This window comes from Micromonospora sp. NBC_00389, assembly GCF_036059255.1.
Lineage (GTDB): Bacteria > Actinomycetota > Actinomycetes > Mycobacteriales > Micromonosporaceae > Micromonospora.
The window spans coordinates 460,891-486,217 of record NZ_CP107947.1 but is presented as its reverse complement, the minus strand read 5'-3'; the positions used below and the strand labels follow the sequence as shown (position 1 = coordinate 486,217).

At 71.1% G+C, this 25,327-nt stretch carries 21 protein-coding genes; 10 read left to right on the top strand and 11 right to left on the bottom strand.

Features of this window, described 5'->3' with window-relative positions:
- The first annotated feature begins 28 nt into the window (after positions 1-28).
- A complete protein-coding gene (gene purN / locus OG470_RS02300; RefSeq protein WP_328420261.1) occupies positions 29-649 on the top strand; it encodes a phosphoribosylglycinamide formyltransferase in 621 nt (206 codons plus the stop codon).
- Positions 646-2,217 (top strand): bifunctional phosphoribosylaminoimidazolecarboxamide formyltransferase/IMP cyclohydrolase, encoded by a 1,572-nt coding sequence (gene purH, locus OG470_RS02295; RefSeq protein ID WP_328420259.1) that lies wholly within the window; start codon positions 646-648, stop codon positions 2,215-2,217. The genes purN and purH overlap by 4 nt, the downstream gene beginning before the upstream one ends.
- Before the next feature lie 120 nt (positions 2,218-2,337).
- On the opposite strand, the gene OG470_RS02290 is transcribed toward purH, so the two are convergent.
- The 5 genes from OG470_RS02290 to OG470_RS02270 all read right to left on the bottom strand — a co-directional run bounded on the left by OG470_RS02290 (position 2,338) and on the right by OG470_RS02270 (position 8,097).
- Entirely contained in the window at positions 2,338-3,375 is a 1,038-nt protein-coding gene (locus OG470_RS02290) for an ABC transporter ATP-binding protein (RefSeq protein WP_328420257.1), read from the bottom strand.
- Positions 3,359-4,396 (bottom strand): ABC transporter ATP-binding protein, encoded by a 1,038-nt coding sequence (locus OG470_RS02285; RefSeq protein ID WP_328420255.1) that lies wholly within the window; start codon positions 4,394-4,396, stop codon positions 3,359-3,361. The genes OG470_RS02290 and OG470_RS02285 overlap by 17 nt, the downstream gene beginning before the upstream one ends.
- 7 nt (positions 4,397-4,403) lie before the next feature.
- Entirely contained in the window at positions 4,404-5,360 is a 957-nt protein-coding gene (locus OG470_RS02280) for an ABC transporter permease (RefSeq protein ID WP_328420253.1), read from the bottom strand.
- Complete coding sequence (locus OG470_RS02275; protein WP_328420251.1) at positions 5,353-6,291, bottom strand: ABC transporter permease; 939 nt, start codon at positions 6,289-6,291, stop codon at positions 5,353-5,355. The genes OG470_RS02280 and OG470_RS02275 overlap by 8 nt, the downstream gene beginning before the upstream one ends.
- Positions 6,292-6,492: 201 nt before the next feature.
- Positions 6,493-8,097, bottom strand: coding sequence for a peptide ABC transporter substrate-binding protein (locus OG470_RS02270; protein ID WP_328420249.1), 1,605 nt, complete (start codon positions 8,095-8,097; stop codon positions 6,493-6,495).
- A gap of 447 nt (positions 8,098-8,544) precedes the next feature.
- On the opposite strand from OG470_RS02270, the gene OG470_RS02265 reads away from it, so the two are divergent.
- Together OG470_RS02265 and OG470_RS02260 are read left to right on the top strand one after the other, a co-directional pair.
- Positions 8,545-9,405: a bifunctional methylenetetrahydrofolate dehydrogenase/methenyltetrahydrofolate cyclohydrolase gene (locus OG470_RS02265; RefSeq protein ID WP_328420247.1), complete on the top strand. Its 861-nt coding sequence runs from the start codon at positions 8,545-8,547 to the stop codon at positions 9,403-9,405.
- Between the two features lie 173 nt (positions 9,406-9,578).
- Positions 9,579-10,529, top strand: a complete 951-nt coding sequence (locus OG470_RS02260) for a malate dehydrogenase (RefSeq protein WP_328420245.1) — start codon at positions 9,579-9,581, stop codon at positions 10,527-10,529.
- A gap of 165 nt (positions 10,530-10,694) precedes the next feature.
- On the opposite strand, the gene OG470_RS02255 is transcribed toward OG470_RS02260, so the two are convergent.
- On the bottom strand, positions 10,695-11,492 hold the full coding sequence (locus tag OG470_RS02255; protein ID WP_328420243.1) for an MBL fold metallo-hydrolase: 798 nt from the start codon (positions 11,490-11,492) through the stop codon (positions 10,695-10,697).
- Positions 11,493-11,630: 138 nt separating this feature from the next.
- Here OG470_RS02255 and OG470_RS02250 point away from each other — a divergent pair, with 138 nt between their 5' ends.
- Entirely contained in the window at positions 11,631-12,845 is a 1,215-nt protein-coding gene (locus tag OG470_RS02250) for an NADP-dependent isocitrate dehydrogenase (RefSeq protein WP_328420242.1), read from the top strand.
- 270 nt (positions 12,846-13,115) lie between these two features.
- On the opposite strand, the gene galT is transcribed toward OG470_RS02250, so the two are convergent.
- The 4 genes from galT to OG470_RS02230 form a co-directional block, all read right to left on the bottom strand.
- Positions 13,116-14,192 (bottom strand): galactose-1-phosphate uridylyltransferase, encoded by a 1,077-nt coding sequence (gene galT, locus OG470_RS02245; RefSeq protein ID WP_328420240.1) that lies wholly within the window; start codon positions 14,190-14,192, stop codon positions 13,116-13,118.
- A complete protein-coding gene (locus OG470_RS02240) occupies positions 14,189-15,013 on the bottom strand; it encodes a DeoR/GlpR family DNA-binding transcription regulator (RefSeq protein WP_328420238.1) in 825 nt (274 codons plus the stop codon). Before OG470_RS02240 ends, galT begins: the two co-directional genes overlap by 4 nt.
- A 114-nt stretch (positions 15,014-15,127) precedes the next feature.
- Positions 15,128-16,657: an adenylyl-sulfate kinase gene (gene cysC / locus OG470_RS02235; protein WP_328420236.1), complete on the bottom strand. Its 1,530-nt coding sequence runs from the start codon at positions 16,655-16,657 to the stop codon at positions 15,128-15,130.
- Between the two features lie 88 nt (positions 16,658-16,745).
- Entirely contained in the window at positions 16,746-18,260 is a 1,515-nt protein-coding gene (locus OG470_RS02230; protein ID WP_328426095.1) for a glycosyltransferase family 2 protein, read from the bottom strand.
- Positions 18,261-18,492: 232 nt separating this feature from the next.
- Between OG470_RS02230 and OG470_RS02225 the strand changes: the two genes are divergently transcribed.
- The 5 genes from OG470_RS02225 to OG470_RS02205 all read left to right on the top strand — a co-directional run bounded on the left by OG470_RS02225 (position 18,493) and on the right by OG470_RS02205 (position 22,669).
- Positions 18,493-19,407, top strand: a complete 915-nt coding sequence (locus OG470_RS02225) for an ABC transporter ATP-binding protein (protein ID WP_328420234.1) — start codon at positions 18,493-18,495, stop codon at positions 19,405-19,407.
- Entirely contained in the window at positions 19,400-20,305 is a 906-nt protein-coding gene (locus tag OG470_RS02220) for an ABC transporter permease (RefSeq protein ID WP_328420232.1), read from the top strand. Before OG470_RS02225 ends, OG470_RS02220 begins: the two co-directional genes overlap by 8 nt.
- Positions 20,305-21,216: an ABC transporter ATP-binding protein gene (locus tag OG470_RS02215; protein WP_328420230.1), complete on the top strand. Its 912-nt coding sequence runs from the start codon at positions 20,305-20,307 to the stop codon at positions 21,214-21,216. Before OG470_RS02220 ends, OG470_RS02215 begins: the two co-directional genes overlap by 1 nt.
- Positions 21,217-21,220: 4 nt before the next feature.
- The gene (locus OG470_RS02210) at positions 21,221-21,931 is read left to right on the top strand and encodes an ABC transporter permease subunit (RefSeq protein WP_328420228.1); all 711 of its coding nucleotides are present in this window, start codon (positions 21,221-21,223) and stop codon (positions 21,929-21,931) included.
- A 93-nt stretch (positions 21,932-22,024) separates the two neighbouring features.
- A complete protein-coding gene (locus OG470_RS02205) occupies positions 22,025-22,669 on the top strand; it encodes a hypothetical protein (protein ID WP_328420226.1) in 645 nt (214 codons plus the stop codon).
- Positions 22,670-22,684: 15 nt separating this feature from the next.
- On the opposite strand, the gene valS is transcribed toward OG470_RS02205, so the two are convergent.
- Positions 22,685-25,300, bottom strand: coding sequence for a valine--tRNA ligase (gene valS / locus OG470_RS02200; protein ID WP_328420224.1), 2,616 nt, complete (start codon positions 25,298-25,300; stop codon positions 22,685-22,687).
- Positions 25,301-25,327 lie beyond the last annotated feature (27 nt).

Below are 25,327 nucleotides of genomic sequence, written 5' to 3'. Positions count from 1 at the left end.
GTCCTGACCTGCCCGATAGGGTTGCCCGGTGACCGAGCCCGCGTCCGTCGCCCGCATCGTTGTCCTCGTTTCCGGCTCCGGGAGCAACCTACAGGCGCTGCTGAACGCCGCCGTCGACCCCGCGTACGGCGCGCAGGTTGTCGCGGTCGGCGCGGACCGCGACGGAATCGCGGGCCTGGACCGGGCCGCAGCCGCCGGGGTTCCGACGTTCGTCGAGCGGGTCCGCGACCACGAGACCCGGGAGGACTGGGACCGGGCGCTCACCGCGCACGTCGCGAAGCACCAACCCGACCTGGTCATCTCCGCCGGGTTTCTCAAGCTGGTCGGCCCGCATTTCCTCGCCGCCTTCGGCGACCGCTACCTGAACACCCACAACACCCTGCTGCCGGCGTTCCCCGGCATCCACGGCCCGCGCGATGCCCTCGCCTACGGCGTGAAGCTCACCGGGGCCACGCTGTTCTTCGTCGACGCCGGTATGGACACCGGGCCGATCGTGGCGCAGGTCGCGGTGCCGGTGCTGGACTCCGACGACGTGGAGACGCTCACCGAGCGCATCAAGGAAGCCGAGCGGCGCCAGCTCGTCGAGCAGGTCGGCCGCCTGGTCCGCGAAGGCTGGACCATCACCGGAAGGAAGGTCACGGTTCCGTGAGTTCCACTCAGGACGGGCGCCGCCCGATCAGGCGGGCGCTGGTCAGCGTCTACGACAAGACCGGGCTGGTCGAGCTGGCCCAGGCCCTGCACGCGGCCGGCGTGGAGATCGTGTCCACCGGCAGCACGGCGGCCACCATCGCCGCCGCCGGGGTGCCGGTGACGCCGGTGGAGACGGTGACCGGCTTCCCCGAGGTGCTCGACGGCCGGGTGAAGACCCTGCACCCGAAGGTGCACGCGGGTCTCCTCGCCGACCTGCGCAAGGACACGCACGTCGCGCAGCTCGACGAGCTGGGAGTGGCCGCGTTCGACCTGCTGGTCTCCAACCTCTACCCGTTCCAGGCGACGGTCGCCTCCGGCGCCGGCGTCGACGAGTGCGTCGAGCAGATCGACATCGGCGGCCCGGCCATGGTGCGGGCCGCCGCCAAGAACCACGCCTCGGTCGCCGTGCTCACCGACCCGGCCGGGTACCCGGCGTTGCGCGCCGCGCTCGGCGAGGGCGGGTTCACCCTGGCCCAGCGCCGCGCACTGGCCGCCCGGGCGTTCGCCGACATCGCCGAGTACGACGTGGCGGTCGCCCAGTGGTGCGCTCAGGAGCTGGCCCCGGCCGACGACTGGTGGCCGGCGTTCGCCGGGCTGGCGCTGCGCAAGTCCGCGGTGCTGCGCTACGGGGAGAACCCGCACCAGCCGGCCGCGCTCTACACCGACCCGGACGCCCCGGCGGGGCTGGCCCAGGCCGAGCAGTTGCACGGCAAGGAGATGTCCTACAACAACTACGTCGACGCGGACGCCGCCTGGCGGGCGGCGAACGACTTCGCCGACCAGCCGGCCGTGGCGATCATCAAGCACGCCAACCCGTGCGGTATCGCGGTGGGCGCGGACGTGGCCGAGGCGCACCGCAAGGCGCACGCCTGCGACCCGGTGTCGGCGTACGGCGGGGTGATCGCGGTCAACCGGCCGGTCTCGGTCGAGCTGGCCCGGCAGGTGGCCGAAATCTTCACCGAGGTGGTGGTCGCCCCGGGCTTCGACGAGGGTGCGGTCGAGGTGTTGCAGGGCAAGAAGAACATCCGGCTGCTGCGCGCGCCGGCCTGGAGCCCGGCGAAGGTCGAGTGGCGGCCGGTGACAGGTGGCGTGCTGTCCCAGGTCGCCGACCGGGTGGATGCCCCCGGCGACGATCCGGCGAGCTGGCGGCTGGCGACCGGCGAGGCGGCGGACGAGGAGTTGCTGCGCGACCTCGCGTTCGCCTGGCGGGCGGTCCGCGCGGTGAAGAGCAACGCGATCCTGCTCGCCAAGGACGGCGCCACCGTCGGGGTCGGCATGGGGCAGGTCAACCGGGTCGACTCGGCGCTCCTGGCGGTCAGCCGTGCGGGCGCCGACCGGGCCCGGGAATCGGTCGCCGCGTCGGACGCGTTCTTCCCGTTCGCCGACGGCCCGAAGATCCTCATCGAGGCCGGTGTCCGCGCCATCGTGCAGCCCGGCGGTTCGATCCGCGACGAAGAGGTCATCGCCGCCGCCAAGGAAGCCAACGTCACGATGTACCTGACCGGCACCCGCCACTTCTTCCACTAACCCCTGGCCTAACCCCGGCCTACCCCCGCGTCGATCATGGAATTGTGGTGCCTCGTGAAAGCCGCGATAGGCCACAACACGGCCACCACGACTCCATGATCGACGGCGCGGGGAACGGGGTCAGGTGGTGGGGATCGGTGGGCGGAGTTCGGCGAAGTGGCAGGCAGAGGGGTGCGCGTCGGCGGCGCGGGGCACCAACTGCGGGTCCTCGGTGGCGCAGATGTCCTGCGCCTTCCAGCAGCGCGTCCGGAAGTGGCAGCCCGACGGCGGGTCGGCCGGGCTGGGCACGTCACCGACGAGTCGGATCATGTTGCGCTGCTCGCGAGCCTCCGGGTCCGGCACCGGCACCGCGGAGAGCAGCGCCTGGGTGTACGGGTGGGTCGCCCGCTCGTAGATCTCGTCCTCGGTGCCGATCTCGACGATCCTGCCGAGGTACATCACGGCGACCCGGTCGGAGATGTGCCGCACCACGGACAGGTCGTGGGCGATGAAGATGTACGAGAGCCCGAACTCGTCCTGAAGCTGCTCCAGCAGGTTGATCACCTGGGCCTGGATGGAGACGTCCAGCGCCGAGACGGGCTCGTCGCAGACGATGATCTCCGGCCGCAGGGCGAGCGCGCGGGCGATGCCGATGCGCTGGCGCTGACCGCCGGAGAACTGGTGCGGGTACCGGTTGATGTGCTCCGGGTTGAGCCCGACCACGTCCAGCAACTCCTGGACCCGCCGCTCCCGACTGCCCTTCGGCGCCGCGTCGCGGTGGATCTCGAACGGCTCGCCGATGATGTCGCCGACCGTCATCCGCGGGTTCAGCGAGGTGTACGGGTCCTGCATGACCATCTGCATGTTCCGGCGCAGCCGGCGCAGCTCTGACCCGGATGACTTGAAGAGGTCCTTGCCCTCCAGGGTGGCCCGGCCGGAGGTGGGCGTCTCCAGCCGCATCAGCAGCCGGGCGAGGGTGGACTTGCCGCAGCCGGACTCGCCGACGATGCCGAGCGTCTCGCCCCGGCGCAGCTCGAAGCTCACGCCGTCGACGGCCTTGACCGCGCCGACCTGCCGCTGGAACAGCACACCCTGACTGATCGGGAAGTGCTTCACCAGGTTGTCGACGGAGAGGATGGTCTCGCCCCGGACCTTGGTGGAGCTAGCGGGCGCTGTCATCAAGGACCTCCTGCGCGAAGTGGCAAGCGCTGGTCCGGCCGTCGCCGAGGACCAGGTCGTGCGGCACCACGTCCACGCAGACCTGCTGGACGTACGGGCACCGGGGGTGGAACGGGCATCCGGAGGGGATCCGCATGAGGTTCGGCGGCAGCCCCTTGATCGTCGACAGTTCCTGACCGCGGACGTCCATGCGCGGGATCGACTCCAGCAAACCCTTGGTGTACGGGTGGGCCGGCGCCCGGTACAGCGAGCGGACGTCGGCGTGCTCGACGATCCGGCCGGCGTACATGACCGCGATCCGGTCCGCGACGCCGGCGACCACGCCCAGGTCGTGGGTGATCAGGACCATCGCCATGTTGAGGTCCCGGCGCAGGTCAGCCAGCAGGTCCATGATCTGGGCCTGCACGGTGACGTCGAGCGCCGTGGTGGGCTCGTCGGCGATCAGCACCTTCGGGTCCAGCGCCAGCGCCATGGCGATCATGACGCGTTGCCGCATGCCCCCGGAGAACTGGTGCGGGTAGTCGCCGATCCGCTTCGCGGCGCCCGGGATCTTGACCAGGTCCATCAGCTCGATGGCCCGGCGGCGGGCGTCGCCCCGGGACATGCCGGCGCGTTGGCGCAGCGTCTCGCCGATCTGCCAACCGACCGGGAAGACCGGGTTCAGCGCGGAGAGCGCGTCCTGGAAGATCATCGCGATCTCCTTGCCGCGGACCTGCCGGCGCTGCTCCTCGGAGCGGGTGAGCAGATCCTGACCCCGGTAGAGGATCTGGCCGGAGCGGATGAACGCGGGCGGGGTGTCCAGGATGCCCATGATCGCCTGGGCGGTGACCGACTTGCCGGAGCCCGATTCGCCGAGCACGGCCAACGTCTCCCCGGCGTCCAGGTGGTACGACACACCGTTGATCACCCGGGCCACGCCCTCGTTGGTCCGGAACTCGACGTGCAGGTCCCGCAGCTCCAACAGGTGGCCACCCTCGGGGGTGGCGGAGGCGGGGGTGGGTTGGACGGTGGAGTGGGTCATGAGGTTCTCACCGCAGCTTCGGGTCGAAGGCGTCACGGATCGCGTCGCCGAGCATGATGAACGCCAGCACGGTCAGCGCGAGGAAGGCCGACGGGACGATCAGCGGCGTGGCCGCCTCGCGCATGTGGATGCGGCCGGTGTCGATGTCCTGGCCCCACGAGATGGTCGGTGCCTTCAGGCCGATGCCCAGGAAGGAGAGCGTCGCCTCGGCGGCGATGAACGAGCCGAGCGCGATGGTCAGCACGACGATGGCCGGGGCCAGCGAGTTCGGCAGGATGTGCCGCCACATGATCCGACCGTTGCCGGCGCCGAGCATCCGGGCCGCCGCCACGTAGTCCTGCTCCTTGGCGGTGATCACCGAGGAGCGCACCACCCGGGCCGCCGTGGTCCAGCCGAGGATGGCCAGCACGAAGATCACCGCGGCGATCCGGGCGGTCTCGCTGTCGCTGGCGACTCGCTTGAGCAGCACGATCGCGGCCAGCAGCAGCGGGATGCCGAGCACCACGTCGATCACCCGGGAGAGCACCGCGTCGACCCAGCGGCCGAAGTAGCCGGCCAGCATGCCGACCACCAGCGCGATCACCCCGGTGCCGAGCGCGGCGAGCGCGCCGACCAGCAGCGAGGCCCGGGTGCCATAGACCGCCCGGGAGTACGTGTCGCAGCCCTGGAAGTCGTACCCGAAGATGGCTCCGCCGGACGGCCCGGCGTGCTGCCGGGAGAGCAGGCAGTCCCTCGGGTCGTTGGCGGTGAACACGCCGGGGGCCAGGGCCATCAGCGTGAGGATGACGACCAGCGCCAGCGAGATCCAGAAGATCGGGTTGCGGCGTAGGTCGCGCCAGGCGTCCCCGGCCAGGCTGCGCGGTTTGTTCGGCGCGCCGATCTGGCCCGGTGTGCCGGGCTCGCCCGAGGGCCCACGGCGAGCGGCCTGGTTCTCGGTGGCCGCCACAGTTTCGAAGTCACTCATAGCGGATCCTCGGGTCGAGTACGGCGTACAGGACGTCCACCACCAGGTTCGAGACCAGGTAGACCACGACCAGCACGCTGACGATGCCCACCACCAGGGGGCCGTCCTCGGTGCGGATGCCGCGGAAGAGGTTGAAGCCCACGCCGGGGATGTTGAAGACGCCCTCGGTGATGATCGCGCCGCTCATCAGGTTGCCCAGTTCCACACCGAGGAAGGTGATCACCGGGATGAGCGAGTTGCGCAGCACGTGCACGGTGACGATGCGGCGCTTGACCAGGCCCTTGGACCGGGCGGTCCGTACGTAGTCGGCGCGCAGGTTCTCCGCCACCGAGGTACGGGTCAGCCGCAGCGCGGTGGCCAGCGACAGTGAGCCGAGCACGATGCCGGGCAGCAGCAGCGCGTAGAAGGTCGGCTCCGAGCCGGCGGTGGGCGGGAAGAGCTGCCACTTGACGCCCAGGAAGTACTGCGCCAGCGGCGCCAGCACGATGGTGGGGATGCCCAGCACCAGCAGGGTCAGCACGAGCGTCGAGTTGTCGAAGATGCTGGCCCGGCGGATGCCTGCGACGACGCCGGCGGTGACCCCGACGATGATCGCCACGGCGAGCGCGATGAGCGCGAGTTTCAGGGTGACCGGCCAGGCCGCCTGCAGGATGTCGCCGATCTGGCGGCCGGTCAGTGACTGGCCGAGGTCCCCCTGGAGCAGGCTCTTGACGTAGTCGAAGTAGCGGTAGAAGAAGCCGCCGACACCGGTGGCGTCCAGGTGGTACTTCTCAGTGAGGTAGGCCCGCTGAGCCTCCGTCACCGGTCGTTCGCCCGCGAGGGCCTGGATCGGGTCGCCCTGGCCGGCGAACATCAGCGCGTAGACGATCAGGGTGGTCCCGAAGAACGCCAGGACCATCTGCAGTAGGCGCCGCACGATGTAGCGGAACATGCTTAGCAGTCTCTCCGGAAATGTGCGGAAGGGTCGCAGGACGGCATCTCTGGTCGTACCCGAAATATCTGATACGTCTGCCGTCCGGCCCGGGGGAGGCCGGCGCCACCGGTCCCGGGGTCCGCGACTGCGTCCCGGCGGGGGTAACGCGGTCCGGGCCACCCGGGCGTCTTCGCCCGGGTGGCCCGCACCATGGTCAGCTCAGCTGGCCGCTTCGATCTTGACGAGGTTGACCCGCTGGAACAGGTCCATCTCGACGTTCTTGACCTTGGACGAGTGGCCGTACACGTTCTCGCCGAAGCGGAGCGGGATCACCGGCATGTCCTTGGCCAGGATGTCCTCCGCCTGCTGGTACTTGGCGATCGCCTCGTCCTGCGTCTTGGCGGCGGAACCCTCCTTGACCAGCTTGTCGAACTCCGGGTTGCTGTAGCCGTAGTAGTTCGACGAGCCGTTGGTGCTGTACAGCGGGCCGAGGTAGTCCTCCATGCTCGGGTAGTCCATGACCCAACCCAAGCGGAACATACCCACCGGCTGCTTCTTCTCGACCTTGGTCAGCAGGTCGGCGAACTTCGGCTCGGCCGAGCCGACGACCTCGACGCCCAGGTTGGCCTTCAGCTGGTTGGCCGTGGCGTCGACCCAGTCCTTGTGACCGCCGTCGCCGTTGTAGGAGATGACGATCTTCGACGGGCCGCCGGCGGCCTGGTAGAGCTTCTTGGCCTCGGTCGGGTTGAACTCCGCCGCCGAGCCCGCGGTGTTCTCCCGGTAGCCCGGCAGCACCGGCGAGACGAACGAGCGGGCCGGCTCCTGCGAACCCTTGAAGACCGACTTGGTGATCTCGTCCCGGTCGATGGCCATCGAGATGGCCTTACGCACGTCCGGGTTGCTGAAGTCCTTGTCGAACGTCGGGAACGCCAGGAACTGGAACGACGACATCGGGCTGACCTGGTACCGGTCGCCCAGGTCGGTCGGGGCGTTGCTCAGGCTCTCGGTCGGGATCGTGGGCAGCACGTCCAGGTTGTCGCCCAGGACGTCCGCGTAGGCCGCGGAGAGCTGCTGGTAGACCCGGAACTCGACGCCCTTGACCTTGGGCTTCTCACCCGGGTACGCGTCGTACCGCTCGACGTCGATCTTGGAGTCGTGCTGCCAGGTGCCCTTCATCTTGAACGGGCCCTGACCGATCGGCGCCTGCTCGTACGAGTCCTTGAGCACGCCCGGAGCGGAGAACGCGGCGTCCGGCAGCGGGTAGAACGCGTTGTAGCCGAGCATCGTCTTGAAGTCGATGTACGGCTCGGACAGCGTCACGGTGAAGGTGAGGTCGTCGACCTTCTTCAGCCCGGACATCGTCTGTGCCTTCGGCTTCTCGCCCTGGAGGTCCGCGTAGCCGGCGATCTTCTCGAAGAAGTAGCTGCCGCCCTGGCCGTTGGGAGCGTACGCGCCGTAGTTCCAGGCGTTGACGTAGTCCTCGGCCGTGACCTTCTCACCGTTGTGGAAGGTGAAGCCGTCCTTGAGCTTGATCGTCCAGACCTTGTTGTCCGACGACGTCACCGACTCGGCCGCGACCTCGTACGGCTTGTTCTGCGCGTCGTAGTCCACGAGCGGGCTGAACAGGCCTGCGAGCACCTGCGAGCCCGAGGTCTCGGTGGTGTTCGTCGGAACCAGGTGCTGCGGCTCGCCGATCTGGATGCTGACGGCCGCGTTGGGGTCGCTGCTGCCGGATCCACCATCTCCGCCGCTGCCGCAGGCCGCGAGGCCCAGCGTCACCGCGAGCGGGAGGGCGGTCCAGGCAGCGAGTCTACGAACTCGCATTGAGCCTCCTCATCTCCTCACGCTGCGCAGTCAGGCCCGACGCTGGGTTACGCTGCGCAACAAGCCGTAACGGTAGGTCGGCCGTCGGCCTTCGACAACGACCCGGTTGCGGCTCGATAACGGTCCGGGGGTCCCTCCCTTGCCGGCTGGCGACGGAGCTGCTAGCGAAAATCCGATACCGGGGCTCTGGCGAGCGAATTCTTCGGTCGGTTCGGGCACTCCTCGCGGTGCCACGGCCGGACTCGCCGGCTCTCGACCGAACGTGCGGTCCCTGCCCCACTCGGCCGACCTGCCCGATTCGGCGGTGACCTGATCCACAAATCGTCACTGAGAGTGACGATCAACACGTCACGTATCGTTACCGTGAAGAGAGTCGAACTGGGCGCTCGGCAGCCGCCCGACCGAGGTCGTCCGAACGGCGGGCGGCGGCCGTGAGACGATCGGATCGTGACGGCGACGCTTCTGGACGGCAAGGCAACCGCGGCGGAGATCAAGGACGAGCTGCGGATACGGGTGAAGGCGCTCGCGGAACGCGGCATCACCCCCGGGCTGGGCACCGTCCTGGTCGGGGCGGACCCGGGCAGCCAGGCGTACGTCAACGGCAAGCACCGGGACTGCGCCGAGGTGGGCATCGCCTCGATCCGCCGGGAGCTGCCGGCGGACGCCACGCAGCAGCAGGTCGACGACGTGTTGGCCGAGCTGAACGCCGACCCGGCGTGCCACGGCTACATCGTCCAGCTGCCGCTGCCCGCCCACCTGGACACCCAGCGGGTGCTGGAACTGATCGACCCGGACAAGGACGCCGACGGCCTGCACCCGGTCAACCTGGGCCGGCTCGTCCTCGGCTACGACGGCCCGCTGCCCTGCACCCCGCGCGGCATCGTGGAGCTGCTCCGCCGGCACGACGTGGCGCTGCGGGGCGCCACCGTCGCGGTGGTCGGCCGGGGCAACACCGTCGGCCGCCCGCTCGGCCTGCTGCTCACCCGGCGCAGCGAGAACGCCACCGTGACCCTGTGCCACACCGGCACGCTCGACCTCGCCTCGCACACCCGGGCCGCCGACATCGTCATCGTCGCGGCCGGCGTACCGGGCCTGCTCACCGCCGACATGATCAGCCCTGGCGCGGTGGTCGTCGACGTCGGAATCACCCGGGTGATCGGCTCGGACGGTAAGGGCCGCTACACCGGCGACGTGGACCCGGAGGTGGCCGAGACGGCCGGCGCGCTGGTCCCGATGCCCGGCGGCGTCGGCCCGATGACCCGGGCCATGTTGCTCAGCAACGTCGTCGAGCGGGCCGAGCGCGGCTGACCGCCCCGCACGCCGCCCGGGCCCTCGGGCGGTCGCGCGGCAGGTCGGCCTGGTGAATCGGGCGGCCGTGACGTTCACCCCATCCCGGCGATGGCCGCCGCCCCTGGCCCGATCGGTGCCACGATGACTGATACGGTCCGGAAAACCGACTGGTATCAGGGAGTGGGACGACCATGGGTAAGAAGGTCACTGTCGTCGGGGCTGGCTTCTACGGCTCCACCACCGCACAGCGCCTGGCCGAGTACGACGTCTTCGACACCGTCGTGATCACCGACATCGTGGAGGGCAAGCCCGCGGGTCTCGCGCTCGACCTCAACCAGTCGCGGGCCATCGAGGGCTTCGAGACCAAGGTGGTGGGCGTGACCACCGGCCCGAACGGCGAGGGTTACGAGGCCATCGAGGGCTCCGACGTCGTCGTGATCACCGCTGGCCTGCCGCGCAAGCCGGGCATGAGCCGGATGGACCTGCTGGAGACCAACGCCAAGATCGTGCGGCAGGTGTCCGAGAACGTGGCCAAGTACGCCCCGAACGCCGTCGTGATCGTGGTCTCCAACCCGCTGGACGAGATGACCGCGCTGGCCCAGCTGGCCACCCAGTTCCCGAAGAACCGGGTGCTCGGCCAGGCCGGGATGCTGGACAGCGCCCGGTTCACCAACTTCGTCGCCGAGGCGCTGAACGCGCCGGTCGCGTCGGTGAAGACGCTCACCCTGGGCTCGCACGGCGACACCATGGTGCCGGTGCCCTCGAAGAGCACGGTCAACGGCAAGCCGCTGCGTGACGCGATGCCGGCGGCGCAGATCGAGGAGCTGGTCGTCAAGACCCGCAACGGTGGCGCCGAGGTGGTCGCGCTGCTCAAGACCGGGTCGGCGTACTACGCCCCGTCCGCCGCCGCGGCCCGGATGGCCAAGGCCGTCGCCGAGGACTCCGGCGACGTCATGCCGGTCTGCGCGTGGGTCGACGGCGAGTACGGCATCGCCGGTGTCTACCTGGGCGTCGAGGCCGAGATCGGCCGCGAGGGCGTCCGCCGGGTGGTCGAGACCGACCTGGACGCCGACGAGCGCGCCAGCCTCCTGGCTGCCGCCGAGGCCGTCCGCGCCAAGCAGGGCGACGTCGCCAGCATGTGACCCCACCAGACACCCGAAGGGCCCGCCGGCACCCGCCGACGGGCCCTTCCCCGTACTCCCCCCGAGATCTCCACCCGTGTTGATCAGGACGTTTGCGTCACCGGGAACGCGATTCCTGACGCAAACCTCTTGATCAACACGGCGAAGGGTGGGGGTGGGGTGGGGTTAGGCGGGGGTGAAGGGGGTGCCTAGGTGGGGGGTGGCCAGGAGGGTGGGGGAGAGGGTGCGCAGGAGGGTGGTGCGGGAGACGCGGGCGGCGTCCGGGTCCTCCTCGTGGGCGTACGCCAGGTCGGGGTCGACCAGTTGCACGGCGTGCACCAGCAGGTCGCCGGTGACCAGCAGGCGTTCCCCGGACGTCTCCAGCAGCACGGACTGGTGGCCGGGGGTGTGCCCGGGGGTGGGTAGCAGGCGTACCGCAGGGGTGAGCTTGGTCTCGCCGTCGACCACCCGGAGCTGACCGGTGGCGCGCAACGGCGCGATCAGGCCGGCCGGCAGCCCCGAATTCAGTGTCGCCACCGCGTCCAGTTCGGCGCGCTGCAGCAGGTAGCTGGCGTTCGGGAAGTACGGCCGAGCCGGCGTGCCGGTGACCGCCCAGCCGATGTGGTCGGTGTGCAGGTGGGTGAGCACGACCGTGTCGACGTCAGCCGGGTCGATGCCGGCGGCGGCGAGTTCGGCGGGCAGTCGGCCGGGCACCGGCGCCCAGCTCGCGGCGGGCGCGTCGGCCGGGCCGATCCCGGCGTCCACCAGGGTTACCGGCCCGTCGCCGGCGCGGATCGCGAAGCTGCGGAACTGCAGCCACCACTGCCCGTCGGCGGTCACCGAGCCGGGGTCGCGCCGGTCGGCCTCCTGCCAGTGCGCCGCCGTGGCGTGCGGAAACGCCTCCGTCCGAGGCTGGAAGAAGGCACCCTCCCCGTCGGTGAGGGCGGTGACCGTGATAGACCCGAGGGTGCGGCTCAGTGGCATCGGGCGATGATGCCAGGCAATCTCTGCGCCGTGCAGCCCGGTTTCCGCCGGCCGGTCGAGGCCGGCTGGGGGCCGCCGGCTCGTTTCCAGTACGCTCGTACTGCTTGAGCACGTGTCCCCCGAGAGGAGCGCCGGCCGATGGCGAAGATCAAGGTAAACAACCCGGTCGTGGAGCTCGACGGCGACGAGATGACCCGGATCATCTGGAAGCAGATCCGGGAGCAGCTGATCCTGCCCTACCTCGACGTCGACCTGCACTACTACGACCTGTCGATCCAGCACCGCGACGAGACCGACGACCAGGTCACCGTTGACGCCGCCAACGCCATCAAGGAGCACGGCGTCGGCGTCAAGTGCGCGACCATCACCCCGGACGAGGCCCGGGTGGAGGAGTTCGGCCTGAAGAAGATGTGGCGGTCGCCCAACGGCACCATCCGCAACATCCTCGGCGGTGTCGTCTTCCGCGAGCCGATCATCATGTCCAACGTGCCGCGGCTGGTCCCCGGCTGGACCAAGCCGATCATCATCGGCCGGCACGCCCACGGTGACCAGTACAAGGCCACCGACTTCGTTGTCCCCGGCCCGGGCACGGTGACCATCACCTACACCCCGGCCGACGGCGGCGCGCCGATGGAGATGGAGGTCGCCAACTTCCCCGGCGGCGGCATCGCCATGGGCATGTACAACTACGACGAGTCGATCCGGGACTTCGCCCGGGCCTCGTTCCGGTACGGCCTGGACCGCAACTACCCGGTCTACCTGTCCACCAAGAACACCATCCTCAAGGCGTACGACGGCCGGTTCAAGGACATCTTCGCCGAGGTGTTCGAGAACGAGTTCAAGGCCGAGTTCGCGGCCGCTGGCATCACCTACGAGCACCGGCTCATCGACGACATGGTCGCCGCCGCGCTCAAGTGGGAGGGCGGCTACGTCTGGGCCTGCAAGAACTACGACGGTGACGTGCAGTCCGACACCGTCGCGCAGGGCTTCGGCTCGCTGGGTCTGATGACCTCGGTCCTGCTCTCCCCGGACGGCCGCACCGTCGAGGCCGAGGCCGCGCACGGCACGGTCACCCGGCACTACCGGCAGTGGCAGAAGGGCGAGAAGACCTCGACCAACCCGATCGCGTCGATCTACGCCTGGACCCGGGGCCTGGCCCACCGGGGCAAGCTGGACAACACGCCGGCGGTCACCGAGTTCGCCAACACCCTGGAGCAGGTCATCGTCGACACCGTCGAGGGCGGCCAGATGACCAAGGACCTCTCGCTGCTCATCTCGCGGGACGCCCCGTGGCTGACCACCGACGAGTTCATGAACGCGCTCGACGAGAACCTGGCGCGCAAGCTCGCCTGATCCAGGCGTACCGCATCATCGGAGCCCGTCGGCACCCGCCGGCGGGCTCCGGCGTGTCCGGGGTCGACACGCCGTCGGCGTCACTGCGGCCGGCGCGCCTCGTTGACCAGAGTGGACGAGATGCCAGTCGCGTCCAGGAAGGTTGACCGCGGTCGACCGCGGCATGCGTGCCGATCAGCCAGCCTTCCCGGCTGTGTCGAGCACAGCCAGCCGTCCCTTCCCTGCGGGGGGCCCTGTCCCGGGCCCCCCGCGCCCTGTCTCCCGCCCGTCTCAGGCGGCGCGCAGGAGGTCGGCGGCGCGCTCGGGGGAGATGTCGTTGATGAAGACACCCATCCCGGACTCGGAGCCCGCCAAATACTTCAGCTTGTCCTTGGCCCGCCGGATGCTGAACAGCTGCAGGTGCAGGTGGCCCAGCTCGCGGTCGATCCGCACCGGCGCCTGGTGCCACGCCGAGATGTAGGGCATCGGCATGTCGAACAGGCCGTCGAAGCGGCGCAGCAGGTCCAGGTAGAGCGGCCCGAAGGCGTCCCGCTCGCTGTCGCTGAGCGCCGGGATGTCCGGCACCACGCGGTGCGGCGCCACGTGCACCTCGAACGGCCAGCGGGCCGCCGCCGGGACGAACGCCGTCCAGTGCTCGTTCTCGGCCACCACCCGGTCGCCGGCGGCGCGCTCGGCGGCCAGCACGTCCGCGTAGAGGTTGCCCCCGCCGGTCCGCTCGGCGTGCCGGCGTCCCGCGGCCAGCAGTGCCCGGGTGCGCGGCGTCACGAAGGGGTACGCGTAGATCTGCCCGTGCGGGTGATGCAGCGTGACGCCGATCTCGACGCCCCGGTTCTCGAAGCAGAACACCTGCTCCACGCCGGGCAGCGCACCGAGCACCTCGGTCCGGTCGGCGAGCGCGTCCAGCACGGTACGGACCCGGCGCGGGGGGAGGCTGGCGAAGGAGGCGTTGTGGTCGGAGGTGAAGCAGACCACCTCGCACCGGCCGAGGCCCGGCCGGACCGGCGTGAACGGCGTGATCTCCCCGGGCTCGTCAGCCACCCGGCCGCTCAACGACGGAAACCGGTTCTCGAACACCACCACGTCGTAGTCGGGGGCCGGGATCTCGGTCAGCCGGTCACCCAGCGACGGGTCGAGTGGGCACTCGTTGGCCGGCGGAAGGAATGTGCGGGTCTGTCGGTGCACAGCGACCGCCACCCACTCGTCGGTCAGCGGGTCGTAGCGCAGCTGGGACGCGGGGGGCGGCGGCGGCAGGTCCCGGCGATCCGGCTGGTCGCGGACGGCGTCGTCGCGCTCGTCGAAGTAGATCAGCTCCCGGCCGTCGGCCAGGTCGATCGCGGTGCGCTTCACGGCGCCGTCCCCTCACTTGTCGGCGTGCCCGTCGCGCGGCCCGCCCCTGTCGCCTTCACCATGATCAATTCACCCACCTGCTCGCCGAGTACCCGGCGCGCGGGCGGAGGCAACCGGTCGTCGCTGACCAGTGCGTGTGCTGCGGCCAGCTCGACGATCGAGGAGATGCCGACCGTGCCCCACTTGGTGTGGTCGGCGAGCACGACCAGCCGGTCCGCCGCCGCCACCAGCGCCCGGTCGGTTTCCGCCTCCATCAGGTTGGGGGTGGTGAAGCCGGCTCGCTCGGTGATGCCGTGCACGCCGAGGAAGAGCAGATCCAGGTGCAGCCGCCGGACGGCGCTGACCGCGAGCGGGCCGACCAGCGCGTCCGACGGTGTGCGTACGCCACCGGTGAGCACCACCGTCTGATCCGGTCGACCGCCGGCGTGCAGGATCTCGGCCACCGGCAGCGAGTTGGTCACCACGGTCAGGCCGGGCACGTCCACCAGCCTCCGGGCCAGCTCCGCGGTGGTGGTGCCCGCCGAGAGCGCGACCGCCGCGCCCGGCCGGACCAACTGCGCCGCCCGATCCGCGATGGCGGCCTTCTCCGGCAGTTGTCGGACCGACTTGGCGTGGAAGCCCGGCTCGTCGGTGGAGCTCGGGCCGGCCGCCGTGGCACCGCCGTGCACCTTGGCCAGCAGACCACGCTCGTGCAGCGACTCCAGGTCGCGCCGGATGGTCATGTCGGAGACGCCGAACTCGGCGGCCAGCTCGGTCACCCGGACGCCCCCGGTCGACCGGACCCGCTCCAGGATGGCCGCCTGCCGCTGCTGAGCGAGCATCCGCCGTGCCTCCCCGGGGGTCCACGTACTCTCACGCGGTCGAACGTGTTCCAACAAAGATGAACACTAGCGCGTAGCCGGCAGCGGTGGAAGGAACGGGGGTACGGCGACGCCTCAGACGGACGGGATCTTCAGCTCCACCCAGCCGGTCTCGGTCAGGTGGTGCAGCACGGCCTGCACCGCTTCCGGCACGCTCAGGTCGGTGGTGTCCAGCACCAGGTCGGCGTCGGTCGGCACCTCGTACGGGTCGTCGATCCCGGTCATGCCGGTGAGCAGCCCGGCCCGGGCACGCGCGTACAGGCCCTTGCGGTCCCGCTGCTCGCACACCTCCAGCGGGGTGGCGACGTGCACCAGCACGAAGCCCGCCCCGGCGGCCAGGGCCATCTCCCGAGCCGTGGCGCGGGCCGCCGCGTACGGCGCGATCGGGCAGCAGATGCCCACCCCGCGATGCCGGGCGATCTCCGCCGACACCCAGCCGATCCGCCGTACGTTGAGATCCCGGTCGGCCTTGCTGAAGCCCAGCCCGGCGGAGAGCTCCCGGCGCACCACGTCCCCGTCGAGCAGGGTCACCGTGCGGTCGCCGCTCTCCCGCAACGCGTCCGCCAGCCCTCGGGCGATGGTCGACTTGCCGGAGCCGGAGAGACCGGTCAGGAAGACCACCAGGCCTCGGTGCCGGCGCGGCGGCCGGGCCCGCGCCAGCTCCTTCGCCACGGCCGGCGGCGTGTGCCACTCCGGCAGCGGGAAGCCCCGGTCCAGCAGGTCGTCGATCTCGTCCTGGGTCAGCGCGAGACGGCGGTTGCGCTGCGGGATGTCCTCCCGCCAGCGCCACTGCCCGTCCCGGTTGTCGTACGCCAGCTCGCGCGGCACCAGCACCCGCAGACCGGCTCCGGAGAGCATCTCCCCAGTGGAGAGCAGGTGGGTGACCCCGTACGCGGCGGAGACCCGGGCGCGCAGCAGCGCGTCGCTGATCTCGTCCCGCCGGTGCGACAGTGGCACCGCCACCAGGGTGGCCGGCGGCATCCGGTCCCGGGCGGCGAAGATGCTGCGCACCAGCGCCTCCGGCGGGAACCCACCGGCGCCACCCTCGCCGACCGGGATCATCACCAGCAGGTGCGCGGCCAGGGTGCGGGCGGCGTGGGCGATCTGGGCGAGCTGGGGCCGGTGCAGTGGCCGGTCGGCGATCACCCCGAGCACCCGGCCCGGGGGCAGCAGCGCCCGGACCTCCTCCGGGCTACGGCGTAGCCGCTGGAACGGGCCGTGGCCACCGTCACCCAGCCGCCGGACCCGGCCGCCCACCCCGGCCACGCCCTCGCGTACCGGCCAGACGTCCGCCACGTCCAGAGCGGCCGCCGGCGCACCCTCGCCGTCGGTCAGCAGCAACGCCCGGCGGGCCGGGTCGCGCGGATCGAAGCTCTCGGCCAGTGCGGCCGGCACCTGGAGGGTCACCGCGACCTGCCACGGCGTGCCGTCGGCCAGCCGACTGCGCCGGCTGACCGAAACCAGGTCGGCGCGGGTCATGAAGCCGGTCAAGGGGGCGTACGCGCCGGTCAGCAGCAGTTCCAGATCCGCGAGCTCACCGTGACGCGGCGTGTACGCCGGCGCGTCCCGGAGCACCTCGTCGGGCAGCACCCAGCCGTTGCTCATCCACACCCCCCACTCGCTGACCGGCACACAGTTTCGCAGCCGACCGCCGATCGGTCGAGGGCGCCACTCCACGACCAGGGCGGGCGGATCAGCGGCGGATCCGGCGGCCCACCGCCGACCGCAGCCGGTTCCAGGGCTTTCGCTGGTCGCGGATCCGAGGTCGCGAGCCGTCGGCCCGGCAGATGAACACCAGCGGCAGGTGCGCGTCCTCGGTCCAGCCGGCGTTGGTGATCCGTGCCTTGAGGAGCCAGCTACCCCGGGTCCGGCCGCCGTTGAGGGCGCCGAAGTCGATCGTGGTGGTGGCCCGGTGCACCAGGTGGGTGGTGTCCGCGTCGGTCGGGCTGGCGACCCGTTCGGTTCGGAACTGCACCGGCAGGAAGATCTCGTCGCCGGTCTCCCTGCGGCGGGCGACCACGTCCAGCCGGGCCTTGCGGACCTGGGTGGTGGAGTCGAGCACCTCGGGGGCGACCTCGTCCACCGGCAGCACCAGCACGTCCCGCCCGTCGTCGGCGCGGAAGCCGATCGGCCGGTCCGCGGAGCGCAGTTCGGCGGCGACGGTCACCGTGACGGCGCGGTCGGCCCGCTTGTGTTCGTCAATCGTGCCGTGCGCCGCGATGCCCGCCTCCCAGGAGGCCAGCCGGCGCAGGTCGGCGAACCGGCCCCGCTCCGCCAGGAACGCCACGGCTCGTTGCAGCGGCGGCAGGCCCGCGGCCACGCCGGGAGCGAACCGGTCCTGGATGACCTTCTGGGTCTCCAGGGCGACCTGCTCCAGCCAGCTCTCGGGGGCGCTCAGCAGTCGCTTGCCGCGCAACCGGTTGAGCATCTCGTTGCGCAGCCACCGCCGGTGCAGCCGGTCCCGCAGCGGGCCCGGCTCGGTGTTGGCATCCACGATGTCCAGCGCGTCGCGCAGGTTGGCGAAGTAGCTCGATGGGTCCAGCAGGGCAGCGGTGACGTTGCGCGCGTCGCCCCGCTGGGCGTGGTGGTAGCACGTGTAGTCGGACAGCACGCAGGTGCGCCCGGACAGGAAGTAGGCCCGCACCACCACCAGGTGGTCCTCCAGCCGACGCTTGCCGCCCTCCGGGAACCGCACCCCGTGCTCGTTGAGGAACGACCGGCGGAACAGCTTGTGGCAGGTCAGGCTGTCGATCAGCGGCGAGTTCTCCAGGGTGGCGTCGAAGTTGTTCTTCCGGAACAACTCCCGCGGCACCGGCCGCCCGTGCCCGGCCATCTTCCCGACCACGATGTCCGCGTCGTACTTCTTCGCGCACTCGTAGAGCCGCTCCAGCGCCTGGTCGGCGAACCAGTCGTCGTCGTCGGCGAAGAAGACGTACTCGCCGCGGGCCCGCTCGATGCCCAGGTTGCGCGGTCGCGACGGCCAGCCCGAGTTCTCGATGTGCAGCACCTGGATGTGCGGGTGCGCGGCGGCCAGCTCGTCCAACCGCTCGCCCGTGCCGTCGGTCGAGCCGTCGTCGACGACGATCACCTCGAACTCGTCGGCGGGCATCGACTGGCGCAGCAGCGAGGCGATCAGCTTCTCGATGTGACGACGGCAGTTGTACGCCGGCACCACGACACTCACCTTGGGGACGTCCACTCCGACCATCACGATCCCTCCCGTGTCGGCGGCCGAATACCCCCGGAACACCGCCAGGTGAACGGAGGGTGAATGGTGTCATCTTCAATGCGCGATTCCATCGGCGGGGTCCGGTGGAGCGCGGGACCGGCGCAAACGTCGCCGGCCAGCGGACCTTAGGGGTCAACTGTTGCCAGGATCAGGGGAGCGCCCGGGGCGAGCCGGTGCCCGCTGTGGGCACCGACTCCCTACGCTGGGCAGCGTGACACTGATCGCGACCCAGTCGCTCACCAAGACGTACGGAGGTCGGGTCACCGCGCTCGCTGACCTCACCGTCGCCGTCGAGCCCGGGATCATCGGCCTGGTGGGCGCGAACGGCGCCGGCAAATCCACCCTGATCAAGATCCTGCTCGGCCTGATTGCTCCCACCACCGGTCAGGTGTCGGTGCTCGGCATCGACCCGACCACCGACCCGGCGGAGGTCCGGGCCCGGGTCGGCTACATGCCCGAGCACGACTGCCTCCCGCCGGACCTGTCCGCCGCTGAGCTGGTCACCCACCTCGGCCGGATGAGCGGCCTTCCGCGCACCGCGGCCCGGGAGCGGGCTTCGGAGGCGTTGCGGCACGTTGGGCTCTACGAGGAGCGTTACCGCCCGGTCGGCGGCTACTCCACCGGCATGAAGCAGCGGGTCAAGCTGGCCCAGGCGCTGGTGCACGACCCCGACCTGCTGCTGCTCGACGAGCCGACCAACGGCCTGGACCCGGCCGGCCGGGACGCCATGCTGGCGCTGGTGCACCGGATCGGCACCGAGTTCGGCATCTCCGTGCTGGTCTGCTCGCACCTGCTGGGCGAGGTGGAGCGGATCTGCGACACGCTGATCGCAATCGACGGCGGTCGGCTGCTGCGCGCCGACCACATCTCCGCGATGACCTCGGCCACCGACGTGCTCGCCGTGGAGGTCAGCGAGGGCACCGAGGAGTTGGCCGCCCGGCTTGCCGAGCTCAAACTGCCGGTGGCGCGCGACGGCCGGCTGCTGCTCGTACCGCTGGCCGACGACAGCACCTACGACCTGATCCTCGGCGCGGTCGCCGAGCTGGACCTGCCGCTGCATCGACTGGACCAGCGCCGGCACCGGGTGGCCGAACTCTTCGCCACGAGGGAGCTCACCCATGCCTGAGCCGTCTTCCGCCGCCGTGCGCTCCGCGCCGGGCGGCGTCATCCACGACATTGGCTACCAGCGCTACCGCGGCTCACGGCTGGGCCGCCGGCACGTCTTCGGCGCGCTCTACCTGCACGGGCTGCGCACCGCGTTCGGGTTCGGGCGTAGCGCCAAGGCCAAGATCTTCCCCTGGCTGGTGGTCGGCATCGTCACCCTGGTCGCGGTGGCGCTGGCCGCGGTACGCAGCCAGATCGGCGAGCCGGTCGCCACGTACGCCCAGTTCGCCGACTCGATGAGCTGGCTGGTCCTGTTCTTCGTGGCGGTGGCCGCACCGGAGCTGGTCTCCCGGGACCTGCGCAGCGGCGTGCTCCCGCTCTACTTCTCCCGGCCGCTGCCGCGCGGCGACTACGCGCTGGCCAAGCTGCTGGCGCTGGTCACCGCGCTCTGGCTGCTGCTCGGTGGGCCGCAGCTGGTGATGTTCCTGGGTGCCGCGTTCACCACCAAGGAGGGCATGCGAGGGGTCTGGAACGAGCTGCTCGACCTGCTGCCCGGGCTGCTCTACGCCGGGCTGTGGGCGGTGGTCTTCGCGTCGGTCGGGCTGCTGGTCGCGTCGCTGACCGGCAAGCGCGCCTTCGCCGCCGGCGGCGTGGTCGCGGTCTTCCTGATGACCACCCCGATCGTGGGCACGCTGAGCATCCTGCCGTCGCGGACGGCCAACGAGCTGGCCGGGCTGGCCTCGCCCTCCACCCTGGTGCAGGGCGTCGGCATCTGGTCGCTGGGCGACCTGCTGGTGGAGGGCGATCAGGGCGGCCCGTCGATCGGCAGGTTCGGCCCGGTCTACGCCTTGGCCGCAGTGCTGCTGGTCGCTGGCGCGACCGCCCTCCTGCTGGCCCGCTACCGGAAGGTCGCCTCCTGATGAGCACGCTGAGCCTGGCCGGGGTGTCCCGGTGGTACGGCAATGTGGTCGCCGTCAACGACATCAGCATGACCCTCGGGCCGGGAGTGACCGGGCTGCTCGGCCCGAACGGCGCTGGCAAGACCACGCTGTTGCACATGATGGCCGGGTTCCTCTCCCCGTCGCGAGGCACGGTGACGCTCGACGACGAGCCGACCTGGCGCAACCCCGACGTCTACCGGCGGCTGGGGCTGGTCAGCGAGCGGGAGGCGGTGCAGGGCTACCTCAGCGCGTACGAGTTCGTGCTGGCCAGCGCGAAGCTGCACCGGCTGGCCGACCCGGCGGCGGCGGCCCGACGGGCCATCGACCTGGTGGAGCTGGAGTCGGCGCAGGACCGGCGGATCGGCACCTACTCCAAGGGCATGCGGCAACGGGCCCGGGTGGCCGCCGCGCTGGTGCACGACCCGCAGGTGCTGCTGCTCGACGAGCCGTTCAACGGGATGGACCCGCGCCAGCGGCTGCACATGATGCAGCTGCTGCACACCCTGGGCGACGCCGGCCGGACCATCCTGTTCAGCTCGCACATCCTGGAGGAGGTCGAGCAGGTCTCCGGGACGGTCCAGGTGATGGTGGCCGGCCGCCTGGCGGCCTCCGGCGACTTCCGGACCATCCGCCGGTTGATGACCAACCGGCCGCACGTCTTCGCGGTGCGCTCCACCGACGACCGGGCGCTGGCCGTGGCGCTGATCGCCGAACCGTCGGTGAGCGGGGTCGAGCTGGACCGCACCGGCCTGACCGTGCGCGCCGGCGACTACGGCGCCTTCACCCGGGCGCTGCCCCGGATCGCGCTGAACCGGGGCATCCGGGTGCGCCAGCTGGTGCCGTCCGACGAGTCCCTGGAGAGCGTCTTCTCCTACCTGGTGGAGGCCTGAGAACATGTCGACCGTTACCTGGATCACCGCGCGCGGCCTGTTCGGCCGGCGCCGGTTCCTGCTGCTGCTCCCGCTGCCGTTGGTGCTGCTCGGGCTGGCCGTGCTCTGCCGCTCGTTGGGGGTGGACCCGGGCGAGTGGGGGCCGCCGGTGCTGGTCGGCCTCGGGCTGGCCGTGGTGCTGCCGGTGGTGGCGCTGATCATCGGCACCGGCGTGCTGGGCGCCGAGATCGACGACGGCACGGTGGTGCACATCCTGACCAAGCCGTTGCCGCGCTGGCAGATCGTGCTGCCCAAGCTCGCGGTGGCCGCAGGGGTCACCGCGGCCACCGTCGCGGTGCCGCTCTACATCGCGGGCGTGCTGGCCGCTTCGGTACGCCTCGGTCTGGCGCTGGCCGCCGCGGCGACGCTCGGCGCGCTGGCGTACACGGCGCTGTTCCTCGCGCTCAGCCTGGTGACCCGGCGGCCGGTGCTGCTCGGCCTGGTCTACGTGCTCATCTGGGAGGGGCTGCTGGGCAACTTCGTCAGCGGCACCAAGGTGCTCTCCATCCAGCAGTACGTGATCGCCCTCGCCGACCGGATCGCCCCCACCGGGCTGCTGGAGACCAGCGTGTCGGTGCCGGTGGCGGCGGTGATGACCGCGTTGGTCAGCGTCGGCTTCACCGTGCTGGCCATCGACCGCCTGCGCTCGTTCAGCGTGGCCGGCGAGACGAGCTGAGGCCGGTGCGAGTCGCTGTTCCGGCCAGCCACCCGCGGTCGGTAGGGCTGGCCGGATGTACCGGCAGGGGTGCCTCGGGCCAGGCTGGTGGGCGTGAACGTCGAAGCGGAGCGGACGTCGTTGGCTGAACCGTACTCCCGAAGCAGCCGGCCGTGGCTGACCAGCCTGGCGGTCGCCGGGCTCGTCTGCGCCACGGTCGCGACGGCCGCCCAGGGCAGCGGACGGTTCCACTGGTGGGCCGGGTTCATCCTGATCCCGGGCGCGCTGATCGCGGCCAGCGGCGGGCCGCTGCTGGCCCGGGGCGGCGGCCGGGCCTTCGCCGGGTACGTCATCGCCTGCGTCGGCACGCTGGTGTTCGCGGTGGGCGCGCTGCTGATGTTCGGCGTGATGGGCCGGGGCTGGCCGGCGCTGGTGGTGCTGCCCTGCCTGGCTGTCGCCGGCACCTACCTGTGGCGGGCAGCCCACCCGCTGGCCCGCGGCCTGCACCGGGCGGTGGCCCTGCTCGCGCTCACCGGCGCGCTGGTCGGGCTGACCCTGCAACTGATCCGGGTGGATCTGATCGACCTGAAGACCGGCTGGTGGGGCGGGTTCATGATGCTGGCCGGGGCGATCGTGCTGGGCAACGCGGTCGAGTTGACCCGGCACCGGATGCAGTACCGGCTCCAGGCGATCACCCTGCTGGTCGGGCCGGCGGTGGTCGCGATCCTGGTCGGCCTGCGTTTCCTGCGCGGCTGGTGACCGCTTCCGCGCCGGTCAGAAGGCGCAGGCGATGACGAGTTCCGGGGTGCGGTCGGGGAGCAGGTCCAGCTTGCCGATCCGGCCGGCCGCGCGCAGGTCGTCGGCGACCAGGGTGAGCTGTTCCAGCAGCGCCGCCGGCCCGAGCGCCTCCGCCAGCGGCACCTCTGCCTTCATCGACAGCTTCCGCTCCGACTTCGCCCGCCGCACCTGGCTGAGCGCGTCGCCGGCCAGCCGTAGCAGCGCCGGGTCGCCCGTCCCCTCCGTCGTCCGGGCCACCTCGTGCGTGGTGGGCCACGGCGCCCGGTGCACCGAGCCGTACCGCCACCAGGACCAGACCTCCTCGGTGACGTACGGCAGCACCGGGGCGAACAGCCGCAACTGCACCGACAGTGCCGAGGCCAGCGCCGCCCGCGCCGAGTCGGCCGCCGCTCCGGTGCCGTACGCGCGCTCCTTGACCAGCTCGATGTAGTCGTCGCAGAACCGCCAGAAGAACGCCTCGGTGACCTGCAACGCCGCCGTGTGGTCGTACGAGTCGAAGGCGGCGCCCGCCGCGGTGACGACGGTGGCCAGTTCGGCGAGCATGGCCCGGTCCAGCGGGGCGGTCGCCGGGGTGCGCAGCGCGTCCGCCGCGCCCAGCCCGAGCGCGAACTTCGACGCGTTGAGCAGCTTGGTGGCCAGCCGCCGACCGACCTTGATCTGCGCCGGGTCGAAGGCCAGGTCCATGCCGGGCTTGCCACTGGCCGCCCAGTAGCGCACCGCGTCCGAGCCGTGCTGCTCCAGCAGCGCCAGTGGGGTGACCACGTTCCCCTTGGACTTGGCCATCTTCTTGCGGTCCGGGTCGAGGATCCAGCCGGAGAGCACGGTGTCCCGCCAGGGCAGCACGCCGTGCTCGAAGTGCGAACGGACCACGCTGTCGAAGAGCCAGGTCCGGATGATCTCCTGCCCCTGTGGGCGGAGGTCCATCGGGAAGACCTGGGCGAACAGGTCCGGGTCGGTCTCCCAACCGCCGACGATCTGCGGGGTCAGCGATGAGGTGGCCCAGGTGTCCAGCACGTCCGGGTCGCCGACGAAGCCGCCCGGCTGGCCGCGCTGCGACTCGTCGTAGCCGGGCGCCGGATCGCTGGATGGATCGACCGGCAGCGCGGACTCGTCCGGCGTGAGAGGGTGGGACCAGTCCGGCTCGCCAGCGTTGTCGAGCCGGTACCACACCGGCACCGGCACCCCGAAGAAACGCTGCCGACTGACCAGCCAGTCACCGGTCAGGCCGGCCACCCAGTTGTCGTAGCGGTGCTTCATGTGCGCCGGCACCCAGTGCAGCTGCTCGCCCCGGGCCAGCAGCGTCGCCCGCAGCTCGGCATCCCGGCCGCCGTTGCGCAGGTACCACTGCCGGGTCGAGACGATCTCCAGCGGCCGGTCGCCGCGTTCGTAGAACTTGACCGGGTGGGTGATCGGGCGCGGCTCGCCGATCAGGTCACCCGCGTCGGCCAGCATCCCGACGATCGTCCGGCGGGCGCTGTTGACGGTCTGCCCGGCCAGTGCCGCGTACGGCTGTGCCGGCACCCCGGCCGGCGGCTCGGGAAGCAGCCGGCCGTCCCGGCCGATCACGACTCGGGTGGCCAGCCGCAGCTCACGCCACCAGGTCACGTCGGTCAGGTCGCCGAACGTGCAGACCATCGCGATGCCGGTGCCCTTGGCCGGGTCGGCGAGCGGGTGGGCGTGCACCGGCACCTCGACGTCGAACAGCGGGCTGCGCACCGTGCCGCCCACCAGGTCGGCGTACCGCTCGTCGTCGGGGTGGCAGACCAGTGCCACACAGGCCGGCAGCAGCTCGGGCCGGGTGGTGTCGATGAGCACCTCCCGTCCGGTCGGCCCGGTGAACCGCAGCCGGTGGTAGGCGCCGGGGCGCTCCCGGTCCTCCAGCTCGGCCTGGGCGACCGCGGTGGCGAAGCCAACGTCCCACAGGGTCGGCGCCTCCGACTGGTACGCCTCGCCGCGGAGCAGGTTGCGCACGAACGCCCGCTGGCTGGTCGCCCGGGCGACCCGGCCGATCGTGGTGTACGTCAGGGACCAGTCCACCGAGAGCCCGAGCCGTCGCCAGAGCGCCTCGAAGACCTGCTCGTCGGCGACCGTCAACCGCTCGCATAGCTCGATGAAGTTGCGTCGCGAGATCGGGGTGGGGTCACGGAGTGCCGCCTCGTCGACCGGCGTCGCCGGTGGCCGCCACACCGGGTCGTACGGCAGCGCCGGGTCGCAGCGCACCCCGTACACGTTCTGCACCCGGCGCTCGGTGGGCAGGCCGTTGTCGTCCCAGCCCATCGGGTAGAAGACGGCCTTGCCGCGCATCCGCTGGTACCGCGCCGTGGTGTCGGTGTGCGTGTACGAGAAGACGTGTCCCATGTGCAGCTCGCCCGATACGGTCGGCGGCGGGGTGTCGATCGAGTACACGTCCACCCTGCGACCACTCCGGCTCGGCGCGTCTGACGCCGCGTCGCGACCCGGAACAGTCGACCTGGAGCGGTCGAACGCGTACGTGCCCTCCTCCTGCCAGCGGCGCGCCCAGGTCTCCTCGAGCCCGTCCAAACTCGGACGCTCGGGCAGACCGGCGCGGGCCGTCCTCGCCGTATCGGTCATCCTGCGATCGTAGGCACCGCGCGGGTG